The 12,459-nt window shown below is 52.6% G+C and carries 7 protein-coding genes; all 7 read left to right on the top strand.

The annotated features are described in order from the left end of the window. The first annotated feature begins 12 nt into the window (after positions 1-12). Positions 13-1,500, top strand: a complete 1,488-nt coding sequence (locus KF749_16985; GenBank protein MBX2992849.1) for a hypothetical protein — start codon at positions 13-15, stop codon at positions 1,498-1,500. Between the two features lie 76 nt (positions 1,501-1,576). Then, positions 1,577-3,970: a T9SS type A sorting domain-containing protein gene (locus tag KF749_16980; protein MBX2992848.1), complete on the top strand. Its 2,394-nt coding sequence runs from the start codon at positions 1,577-1,579 to the stop codon at positions 3,968-3,970. A 23-nt stretch (positions 3,971-3,993) separates the two neighbouring features. Next, positions 3,994-4,350, top strand: coding sequence for a hypothetical protein (locus KF749_16975; protein MBX2992847.1), 357 nt, complete (start codon positions 3,994-3,996; stop codon positions 4,348-4,350). A 34-nt stretch (positions 4,351-4,384) separates the two neighbouring features. Then, positions 4,385-8,212, top strand: a complete 3,828-nt coding sequence (locus KF749_16970) for a T9SS type A sorting domain-containing protein (GenBank protein ID MBX2992846.1) — start codon at positions 4,385-4,387, stop codon at positions 8,210-8,212. Between the two features lie 71 nt (positions 8,213-8,283). Beyond that, positions 8,284-9,798 (top strand): T9SS type A sorting domain-containing protein, encoded by a 1,515-nt coding sequence (locus tag KF749_16965; GenBank protein MBX2992845.1) that lies wholly within the window; start codon positions 8,284-8,286, stop codon positions 9,796-9,798. Between the two features lie 28 nt (positions 9,799-9,826). After that, positions 9,827-11,239, top strand: coding sequence for a glycoside hydrolase family 28 protein (locus KF749_16960; GenBank protein MBX2992844.1), 1,413 nt, complete (start codon positions 9,827-9,829; stop codon positions 11,237-11,239). A 42-nt stretch (positions 11,240-11,281) separates the two neighbouring features. Next, the coding region (locus KF749_16955) for a carboxypeptidase-like regulatory domain-containing protein (protein MBX2992843.1) at positions 11,282-12,459 on the top strand (1,178 nt) is incomplete at its 3' end.

The following is a 12,459-nucleotide window of genomic DNA, read 5'->3' as shown; positions in this document are numbered from 1 at the left end:
ATGAAGTAAACCATGAAGTTCCGAAGTGTGGTAATCATTGTTTGTTTGGCCCTTCTCATGCTCGCTGGCATGAGTTCTTCGCCTCAAATCTACCTTATAGGCGATTCCACCATGGCCGAAAAGGAACTTATCGGGAATCCCGAACGCGGATGGGGTCAGATGTTTAGTCTGGCGTTTACAGATCAGGCAGTCGTTCAGAATCACGCACGGAACGGGCGGAGCACAAAGAGCTTCATCGATGAAGGTCGTTGGCAGGCTGTCATGCAGCAGTTGCAACAAGGTGATTACGTCATGATTCAGTTTGGACAGAACGACGCCAAGAAAGAAGACCCCGTCCGCCACGCCGAAGCCCGCACTGACTACAGAGCAAACCTGATCAAGTTCATAACCGACTCCAAAGCCAAACAAGCCATCCCGATCCTGATCACGCCCGTTTGTCGCAGGCGATTCGATTCGAATAGGAGATTTTATGATGTACACGGTGAATATCCGGCGGTTGTCAGAGAGATTGGAAAAGAGTTCTCTGTTCCCGTTATCGACTTACATAAGCGAAGCCATGAGTTGTTCGAGCAGCTTGGAGTAGAGAAAACGAAGCCGTTGTTTCTGTGGATTGATTCCGGAAAATACTCTGCCGTGCCAGAGGGAAAAGAGGACAATACACATTTCAGCAGTCTTGGAGCCGCTGAAGTTGCCCGGCTTGCTACGGAGGAAATCCATCGCCTCAGCATCCCCCTCGGTGGCATGATGAAGAACGATAGTCAGAAGGAATTAGTCGGAGTTGGAAAACTCGTTATGCTCGACTGCTTCAGCAACAATGAATGGAAGCAGGATTCAAAAGGGCGTCGTTACCGCTATCATTATGTATGGGATGATACTGCCAATTCTGGTTTTTCAATACTTGGAACAATAATCTCACAAACAGGTGCCGTGATTGATACGCTGTGTCAAGCCCCGACTCAACGTACACTTCAGCGGGCTGATATCTATATCATTGTCGATCCCGACACGAAGCAGGAAACCGAATTTCCGAATTTCATTGACGGGAACGCGGCCGACGCAATCACAGATTGGGTGAAAGCCGGTGGCGTTCTGGTATTGTTCGGTAACGACAAAGGGAAGGCCGAGTTTGAACACTTCAACGGGTTAGCCCAACGATTCGGCATACGATTCAACGAAGATAGTCGAAATCCTGCCACGGCTACAGAATTTTCGGGCGCAACATTCGATCGTTTTCCCGATCATCCCCTTTTCAAAGATGTCAGAAGAGTGTTTATCAAGGAGATCAGCACCATCAATGTTCAGGAACCTGCCCGTGCCATTCTAACCGAGAATGACGATGTCATCATGGCATTTGCGAAGGTAGGGAAAGGGGCTGTGTTTGCAGTTGGCGATCCATGGTTCTATAACGAGTATATGGGGACCTGGAGACTTCCGGAAGGTTACGATAATCAGACAGCCGCCCGAAACTTATTCCGCTGGCTATTGGCTGGAACATTCTAAGAAAAGTGATTTATGAAAGCCATGTCATTCACCACACAAATGTCAACTGTCATTCAAGGGGAAAGGAAAAAAAGCAATGAAACATGCATTCTATTTGGTGGCTGTACTTGTTCTTATTCCCGCCCGCGGGATATTAGCACAAACTGCCGGGGATTTTCGTTCGGCGGCAACGGGTGATTGGAGTTCAGCGGCAACATGGGAAACCTACAATGGAACTGAGTGGGAAGCGGCAACCTTAGCCCCGACTTCCACAGATGGAAGTATCTCTATTCAAAGCGGGCATGTAGTTACTGTTATCGCGGATGTGAGCGTTGACCAGCTGACCATAAATACGGGCGGCACTGTAGTTGTCAATAGCGGCGTAAGGCTTACAATTGTTGACGGCACGGGAACCGACATTGCCGTTAGCGGAACACTCACAGTAAACGGAACAGTCCGGCTTGATGGAACCGCCGTCACATTCACAACCACCAACGGTACAGTATCGTACGGCGCCGGAAGCAGGCACGAACATGCAACAAATAACAACAACGTTCCCAAAACCGCCGGATCAGGCATCGTGACGTGGCATCCGACTTCGACCATTGAAGTTACAGGCATAATCGGCGGTTCGGTAACCTCGATGTTTCTGGCAGGAACAGCATACGGGAATATCATTTGGAACTCTCCCGGAATGACTGCATCAAATGTGAACTTTGCGGGAAATCTCACAAACATTGCCGGCTACTTCAGAATGGTCAGTTCCGGCGCTACTCCGACAATCGTTCGCTTTTTTGCTTCGGGCCAGACAAATCAATCGGTGAATCTTGCGGGCGATTTTATTTTGGAGGGAGGATCATTTCAATACTGTGGCGGAACGAGCACAGGCTGTGCCTTTAACATCGGCGGCAATTGGAATCAAACCGGCGGCACGTATGCAGCCAATACCGGAAGCACGAATATGCTGCTCATGAACTTCACGGGCGTGAACAAATCATTCACGCAATCCGGTGGAGCGATCACGAATACCAACCTCGAATGGACGGTGAAGAACGGTGCCTCGACTACCTTGAACAACAGCGTTGTTGTCGGAACCGGCCGTACGTTCAATGTAGAAGGAGGCGGCACGCTGAATTGCGGAACCGCAGTAATAACCGGCCCCGCGTTTACGCTAAATGCTGCCGGAACACTGGGCATCGGCTCTCCGGACGGAATCACGTCTGCAGGAGCCGCGGGGAACATCCAAACAACCGCAAGGAATTTTGATGCGGCAGCCAATTTTACATACAACGGAAGTGCCGCCCAGGTGACTGGAACAGGTCTGCCCGCGACGGCGAACAACCTGACAATCAGCAACGCCAACGGAGTAACGCTTTCTGGCTCGACTGCCGTCGATGGAACTCTCTCATTGACGTCAGGCAGTTTGGATTTGAACGGGAATGATATTTCTCTCGGAACTTCCGGAATGCTGTCCGAAACTCCCGGCAACACAGTGAAAGGCAGCAGCGGTGTTATCACTGCAACTCGAAGCCTTAACGCGCCCGATGTTCTCACAAACATTGCCGGCCTCGGAATAGGAATCGGCTCATCGGCCGATCTTGGCTCAACCGCAATCACACGGGGCCATGCTGTGCAAACGGGAAACGGAAACTCGAGCATCAGCCGCTATTTCGACATCACGCCGACCAACAATACCGGTTTGAACGCAACTTTCGGAATGATGTATGATGTATCCGAACTGAACAGCATTCCTGAAAACAATCTTACACTCTTCAAATCCGTTGATAATGGCGTGACGTGGACTGGGCAGGGCGGAACCGTAAACACGCTGTTCAAAGTCATCTATTTAACTGACGTAAACAGTTTTTCACGCTGGACTGCAGGCAACAGCCTCGCGCCTCTTCCTGTTCAACTTGCTTCATTCTCTGCCACATATATCACGAATGCAGGTGTTCGGCTGGACTGGATGACCATCAGCGAAATCAACAACTACGGATTTGAAGTTCAGCGATCGGCGCAACGAGAAAGCGGATATGCAAGCGTATCGCCGGTTATTCCGGGTCACGGAACAACAAATGAACCCCGCATGTATACGTTCACCGAGAACGGCGTTCCTCCCGGACAGTGGTTTTACCGTCTCAAACAAATAGATCTTGACGGCTCAATCCATTTCAGCGAGCCCGTCAGCGTTGATGTGTTGACGTCGGTTGCGGAAAGTGCGCCGCACGTGTTTGTGCTGTATCAGAATTTCCCGAATCCGTTCAATCCTTCCACACAGATCAGATTTACGGTGGAGCATCCGGCAGTCACGAAGCTTGATGTATTCAATCTCCTTGGCGCAAAGGTCGCAACGCTGTTTGACGGGATGGCCGAACCCGGAAGGAACTACACAATATCATTCGATGCGCGGAATCTCTCAAGCGGGATGTACTTCTACCGTCTCGAAAGCGGGAACCGGATTCAGATTCGCAAGCTCACGCTTGTCAGGTAAGTGCCGGAACGGAGCCTGAGATCATGAACATATTCGCTTTGGTATTGATTGGAGTGACTGCGGCACGTGTCGGACGTCGCCTGATGCGGGATCGTTCGTACAGCATGGTTGATGATATGCTGTGGGGCATTCTCGGAGCTTTGTGGGGAGATTCTCTCGCGGAAGTATCAGGGTGGGGTGCCTCGGGGAGTGTTCCGGCTTTTGTGATGGCGTGTGCGGGCGCGGCGGCTCCCCTGTTGCTGACAAACTTCCTGAAGGAAAAGTGGCCTGCGCCTCTTTTCAGGAAGGCACTCTTGCTTTCGAATCGTATTGACCCGCGATTAGGCGAGCGTGCAACTATGCAAACCACGCTCCCTGCAAGGGGAAAGGTGGCGGCGTAGGAATAAATTTGAATCTAAGAAAGAAAGAGAGAGTATGAAGAAGTTGTTGTTGACCATTCTCGTGATCGTGAGTGTTGCGCTGGTGACGCGGGAAGTACATGCGCAAGCCGCTTCGGCTACGTGGGCGTTGTCGAGTGTCACCACGACGAGTGTGGCAACGTCGGGAAATGTGTCGGGAACTGTCGAGACGTTCAGCAGTATGGTAGTCAACAGCTACACGGGCCCAAACAGCAGCCAGCGTTTGACCACGCCGGACAACAGTTGGCCGGGCGAATCGGATCAAAATGAGAGCCGCTACGTTCAATTCGCGGTGTCACCCGATGCGACGTATGAATTCAATGTTACGTCGGTAACGATGAATTTAGGCGCAGCAGGGGGCAGCAACATGCGGGCGAACATCTGGTACTCCACCGATCCAACGTTTACGACGCGCACGAAGCTCAACAGTTCGGTACTTGTTCTTCCCAACGGCTCGATGCTCTCTCCGTCACCCAATTACACTCTTGATGTCACGGTTGCCGGCGGCGAAACGTTCTACCTCCGCGTCTACGGTTGGTACACATCTTCTTCAACACAAAAGTATGTGTGCCCGCAGGATGTCGTGGTTTCCGGAACAACGGCAATTGCATCCGCCAATATCATCACTTCGGAAACTTCTCTGGGCAGTTTTCAACACGTTATCGGCACGCCATCCGGGAGCCAATCGTACAGCGTTTCGGGCGTCAGTCTTGTGGACGACGTTGTTGTAACCCCGCCGGTTGGATTCGAGATTTCTACGAATGGAGGAACCACGTGGAACGGGAACGCGTCGCCGGTGGCGTTGGCAGTAGTTGGGGGAGAGATTGCGGGTCAGCCCGTCTCCGTTTCGGTGCGAATGAACAGCGCATCTGCCGGACTCTTCTCGGGTAATATCGCGCACGCGAGTGTCGGCGTTCCGACAAAGGATGTTGCTGTGGATGGCGTTACGCTTCCTTTGGAACCAACCATGCAGTCAACCATTTCATTCGGCACGATAACGGGAAGTTCCATTCTTGTGAACTTCACAGGAGGGAACGGAGAGCGAAGGATTGTTGCTGCCCGGTTAGATGCGGCAGTAACGTTCATCCCTACAGACGGAAGTCCGGCAAGCGGCGTGAACAGCGATTTCACGGCGGCGACCGATCAGGGCGGCGGAAATAGAATTGTGTATGATGGAACCGGCGCGGGTGTTACGGTTACCAATCTGCAAAGCAACACCGCCTATCATTTCGCCGTGTACGAATACAACATCGGCAGCGGCAATTCGCAGAACTACAACACAACAAATCCGGGCACGGGCAGCCAGACAACGCTTGCGGTGCCGACAATTGCTGTCTCTCCAGCTTCACTTTCTTTTGGAGCGGTTCTTATCAATACGACATCCGTTGAGAAGACGTTCACCGTTTCAGGAAATACACTCTCGCCCGCCACTGGCGACATTACCATCACAGCGCCCTCCGGGTTCGAAGTATCGTCGACCAGCGGGTCGGGGTTTGGTTCGTCCGTGCAGGTGGCCTATGCAGGGGGAACGTTGTCGTCAACGACGGTGTATGTACGATTCAAGCCCACTGCTGCGCAAAGCTATGCTGGCGACATTACCAATGAAGGCGGAAGTGCCGCGATACGGAATGTTGCCGTCTCAGGAACGGGTGCGACGCCTCCCCAGCCGAACGAGTTTCAAGCGGAAGACGGCGTCCTTTCCGCCGCATACGTTCGCACGCAGTACAACGGCTACACCGGCTCCGGCTATGTTGATATTGCTGACAAAATCAATGCAGCATTGGAAATCGTCTTCCGTCGTGCCTCTGCTGCATCGGATACGGTGAGAGTATTTTATGCGAACGGCGGCACCAATCGGGCGTACGCGGTGACACTCAACGGCGCTTCCGTGACATTTCCGACGTTCACTTCCACAGGAAGTTGGACGACATGGTCATCAGTTGCGGCGGTAGTTCCTCTGCAGGCGGGCATCAATCGTTTGATCTTCAGGTCAACAACAAACGGCGGCAATGCAAATCTCGATCGCATTGTTATCGGCGGGCAGACGGCGACGCCCATGTACAAACTCAATTTGACAAAAAGCGGAGAAGGCTCCGTCGTTGCCTCTCCTGCGCACGCCGACTCGTTGTACGATGCCGGGACGGAAGTGACATTGACGGCGACGCCTTCGGGCGGGCACATCTTCCACAGATGGGGAGGAACGGCTGAAGGAACAACAAACCCGATGAATGTGGTGATGAACTCGCACAAGACGCAAATTGGCGTTATGATTCCCTCCGGCGGGTTCGGTTCGTTTCCGTATCAGGATGCACCGGCAGGGTTTGCTTCGGTTGGCGCATACGAATATCCCAACGGCACCACGGGCGGCGCCGGTCAGGACATGCAAACAGTGTTTGCCACCAATTCATCCGACTTGAACGAATGGATGCTCCGCCGTGTCGATGCGAACCGGACATTGAATTTTCCGCCCCTTACAGTCTATGTGATTGGAACGCTTACACCGAGTGCGACGGTATCGGATATGATGGATGTAAAGGATACGTATGATATCTCCATCATCGGCGTGGGAACGGATGCAACAATCAGCGGATTCGGAATAAAGATGACCCGCGCAAAGAACATTATCGTCCGCAACATCAAGTTCATGAACTCACCGGATGACGGCATCAACATTCAGGCGGATGATGCACCGAATACGGGCAACCACATCTGGATTGACCATTGCACATTCACGAATTGCTATGACGGCGCATTGGATGTTACGCACGGCGCCGAGTACGTAACCCTGTCGTGGAATCACTTCTTCAACCATGACAAAACCTGTTTGTTGGGACACTCCAACAACCAGACCACGGACACGCAGCTCAAAGTTACGTACCATCACAACTATTTCAACGGAACGACGCAACGCCACCCGCGAGTCCGTTTCGGCAAGGCGCATGTGTTCAACAACTACTACGTGAACAACGGCATTTACGGCATCTCCTCGAATCTCGAAGCGGATGTGTTAGTTGAGGGGAATTATTTCATGAACATACCGATCCCGACCGAGACTTCACGCGATGGGAGTCCGCCCGGCGACCTTGTTGAGCGTTTCAATGTCTTTGCAGGAACGACCGGTACTCCGGGAACCCGCGGAACGGCATTCGAGGCGTCGAGCTATTACAGCTACACGCTCGATCCCGCGGCGGATGTTCCGACACTGGTTTCCACATACGCGGGAAGCGGGAAATTTGACTTCAGTGAAAATCCCGTCCCGATACAGCTTGCTTCATTCACAGGGCGCATGACATCCGGCGGTGTGATGCTGGAGTGGACAACGATCAGCGAGGTAAACAACTTCGGATTTTATGTTCAAAGGCGGCAGGCAAGCGATCCGTACTTCAGCGAGTTTCCGGACAACTTCGTCGCCGGACACGGAACCACGAATGAGCCGCGGTTCTATCAGTTCACCGACGCATCGGTGACGGGAGGTTCGTGGTTCTACAGGCTGCGTCAGGTGGATTTGGACGGAACTCAGCATTTCACCGAGCCGATTGCGGTTTCGGGAGTCACGTCGGTTGAAGGTACAGTTCCGCATGTGTTCCGGCTCTCGCAGAACTACCCGAATCCGTTCAATCCCGAAACACGCATTACGTTTTCCGTGGCAGCGTCGGGTCCCGCGACGCTCACTCTTCACAATTTGCTGGGCCAAACGGTAGCGACGCTATTTCATGAGACGGCAGAAGCCGGACGCGAGTATCAGGTCCGGTTTTCGGGAAGTCATCTCGCAAGCGGAATTTATTTCTACAGATTGCACAGTGGACAACAGAGTGCGGTCAGGAAACTCATTCTTCTCAAGTAAACGAAGAAAACAAAGTGTTGGAAATGTCATCCATAAACAACTGTACAATCTGTAAAAGAGGAGTGACCATTGTGAGAGTGATTTTCATATTCATGCTGCTGTCCGTACCGTCGATGTTTCTGCAGGCGCAAACGTACTATGTGGCAACAACCGGCAGTGATTCTGCGGCGGGGACATTCGAAGAGCCTTTCAGGACTATCACGAAAGCGCATTCGGTGGCGACCGTTGCCGGCACGACTATCTATGTCCGCGGCGGATCGTACGCGTACTCAACTACGATTGTCCTATCCCGCGTCGGCACAAGTGAAAACATGTTCAAGCTGTTTGCCTATCCCGGCGAGCGGGTGTTTCTGGATTTTTCATCCATGCCTGTTGCGGATGCAAACCGCGGTATCAGGATTACCGGGCGCTACTGGCACGTGAAGGGATTCGACATCTGGAGAGCAGGCGATAACGGCATGCACATCTCCGGCTCGTTTAATATCGTCGAGAATTGTTCGTTCAGTGAGAACTACGATACGGGTCTTCAACTCAGCAGTAATGCATCGTACAACAACATCATCAATTGTGATTCCTACTTTAATGCCGACATCGGACAGGGAAATGCTGACGGCTTTGCGCCCAAACTTGATGTCGGCACCGGCAACTATTTTTACGGATGCCGGGCGTGGCAGAATTCCGACGACGGGTGGGATGGCTATCTCCGCCCCGCCGACAACGTCACGACGACGTTGGAAAACTGCTGGGTGTTTCACAACGGATATTTGAAAAGCGGCGCGCCAAGCGTGGGCAACGGCAACGGATTCAAATTAGGCGGCGGCGACAATACCAATGCCGACAGTCTGCGCCACAACATGATTTTGATCAACTGCCTCGCCTTCGACAATCGGGTAAAGGGATACGATCAGAATAACAACAGAGGCTCGATGACGCTGCTGAACTGCACGGCGTACCGAAACGGCACCAACTACCAAATCACCGCACAGCTCAAAACCGGCTCGGACCTGACGGTGAAAAACTGTGTGTCGCTGGGATTCTACGGCTCGCTCGGCAGTTTTGCGATTCAGGCAACGAACAGCTGGATGCCGCCTTTCGTTGTGAACGATGCGGATTTCGTGAGTCTTGATACAACAGGAATGCGCGGCCCGCGCCAGGCTGATGGCAGTCTTCCTGTTCTTCCTTTCATGCGTCTTGCTCAAGGCAGTGATCTCATCGACGCGGGAACAAATGTCGGCCTGCCGTTCAACGGAACGGCGCCCGATTTAGGATGCTTCGAGAGCGACTACCCGACATCGGTTGCGGGCGATCCCGGAAAACCGGCTGAATTCAAGCTCGAACAGAACTATCCCAATCCCTTCAACCCCGTAACAACCATCGCCTTTACGGTTGATCGGACACAGCCTGCGACGCTTGAAGTCTATAATGCGCTCGGTCAGAGAGTCTCGACGGTATTCGACAGGCTCGCAGTTTCGGGGACACGCTATGCGTTGAAGTTTGATGCATCGCATCTCGCCAGCGGCATGTATTTCTACACGTTGACGAGCGGTACCAACAGGGAAATGAAGAAGCTGATGCTGCTGAAGTGATTAGTCATTCGAAGAAAAGGTTAGAACAATGAAAGTCATTCCCCGTTCGAAAATGATAGCCGGATATGCCGTCTGTTTGACGGTTCTGCATCTGCTTGCAGGATGTTCTGCAGTAAGTCAGAAACCCGATCCTTGGCAACAAGTTGACGAAATCCTCAAACGGATTCAGGCTCCGGTTTTTCCCGATAAGGATTTCGATATCACACAGTACGGGGCGAAAGGTGATGGCGCGACCGAGTGCACGAATGCATTCAGGAAAGCAATCGAGGAATGTTCACGCAGCGGCGGCGGTCGGGTTGTGGTGCCGAACGGCGAGTTCCTTACGGGGGCGATTCACCTGAAAAGCAACGTGAATCTTCATCTCGCGGAAGGCGCCGTCATCAAGTTCCATCGTGACCCGAAGAAATACCTGCCGCTGGTGTTCAGCCGTTGGGAAGGAGTGGAGTGCATGAACTACTCTCCTCTCATCTATGCATTTGAGCAGGAGAACATCGCAGTGACCGGCAAGGGAGTGTTAGACGGGCAGGCGACAAACGAACATTGGTGGTATTGGAAAGGGAAGAAGGAATTCGGCTGGAAGGAAGGCTTGCCCGAACAAACACCCGGACGAAATCTTCTGTTTGAGATGGGCGAGAAAGGCGTGCCGGTGGGAGAACGAATTCTCGGTGAAGGATATTACCTGCGTCCCAGCTTCATCCAGCCGTACCGGAGCAAGAACATCCTGATTGAAGGAATCAAAATCATCAACTCGCCCATGTGGGAAATTCATCCCGTGCTGTGCGAGAATGTGACGATACGGAACGTGCACATCGATACACACGGGCCCAACAACGACGGCTGCAACCCCGAATCGAGCAGGGATGTGTTGATTGAAGATTCCTATTTCGATACCGGCGATGATTGCATTGCCATCAAGGCAGGAAGGAACAACGACGGGCGCAGGGTGGCAACGCCGAGCGAGAACATCGTGATCCGCCGGTGCGTCTTCAAAGACGGGCATGGCGGCATCACGATCGGCAGCGAAATGACCGGCGGAGTCCGCAATGTGTTTGCCAAGGATTGCGAGTTCGAAAGCCCGGTTCTGTACAATGCGTTGCGCGTCAAAACCAATGCCGTACGCGGCGGCATCGTGGAGAATATTCACCTCCGCAACATGCACGTGCGGCTTGTCGGCCGGGCGGTTGTGGATATCGACCTCTTTTATGAAGAGGGGAGAGAAGGGAATTTCCTTCCCACCATTCGGAGCATCAGCATCGAGCGGATGACGGTGGATTCCTGCAGAACGGCGCTCAATCTTGTCGGCTATGAGGAAGCGCCATTGCGGGATATCCGGCTCGTGAACTGTGTCTTCAAGGAAGTAGCGAAGGGATACAAGATAGAACATGTTGTAGGGATGGAAGCAGTAAACACAACCATCAACGGCAATGAACTGAAACCGTAGAAGGTTTTATAACACCAATTCAAACCAATCAAGGAGCAGTATATGCAAATCCCCGGAAAGTCTTTTCTGCTCATTCTCCTGCTGATGCCGTGCACGTTGTTCGGGCAGGGCATATTGCGGGGCGTTGTGACAGATTCTGTTTCAAAAGAGCCGCTCATCGGAGCGAATGTTTTTCTCCGAGGTACGGCATTGGGGGGAGTGACGGATCGGGAAGGAAAGTACAGGGTCACGGGTATTTCGCCCGGAACGTACTCGGTACGCGTATCCTATATCGGGTACGTAACGAGGGAAATCACGCGCAACATCGCAAGCGGGGAAAACACACTCAACAGCGCGCTGGTGCCGGATGTGTTGGAGGGTGAAGAAGTTCTCGTGACAGCCCAGGCCCGCGGTCAGATTGCGGCCATTAACCAGCAGATCACTTCCAACACCATTGTCAACGTCATTTCGGAGGAGAAGATCAAGGAGTTGCCTGATGCAAATGCCGCGGAAGCGATCGGACGCTTGCCGGGTGTTTCGCTGATCAGATCAGGAGGTGAGGCAAGCAAAGTGATCCTCCGCGGAATGAGCGACAAGTTCACGTCGTTCACGATAGATGGAGTGAGAATTCCACCAACAGATGCAGATTCCAGAGGAGTAGACCTAAGCACGTTCTCACAAGGCACGCTTGCAGGCGTCGAGTTGTTCAAAGCCCTCACACCGGACAAAGATGGTGATGCAATTGCAGGAAGTGTCAACCTCGTTACCCGAAAAGCCCCCTCTGAGCGCCAGCTTCGGCTCGACATCAAGCAGGCCTACAATCAGCTCCATACTTCCGGGGTGTTGTACGACTTCAACGGGAAGTACGGTGAGCGATTTTTTGACGACGTTGTGGGTGTTCAGGTAACAGGCAACATTGAGCGCCGCGACAGAAGCGACGAGCGCTTCAACCTTTCGGTTCAGAATCTTGCCAGTCTCCAGCTCGGCAAGGGATGGAGGTATACCGACTTCACGTTGAACTTCACGGACGAGATCCGTTCACGTGGCGGTGCAGGCTTGCTTCTCGATATCAACACACCCGACAATGGAACCATCCGCATCAACAATCTCTACAGTCAAACCAAGCGTGACTACATCAACTATTCCAGGAATTATCCTGTCGGTGGGGATGCCGTTTTCTACTCAGCGTGGGATAGGGAACAAGAAATCAAGAATTTGAACAGTTCCGTTCGCGGGGAGAA

The sequence above is a fragment of the Bacteroidota bacterium genome (assembly GCA_019637975.1).
In the GTDB taxonomy this organism is placed as follows: domain Bacteria; phylum Bacteroidota; class Ignavibacteria; order UBA10030; family UBA6906; genus CAADGV01.
Note: the sequence above shows the minus strand (reverse complement) of the source record. Positions and strands in the feature narration are given on the sequence as shown.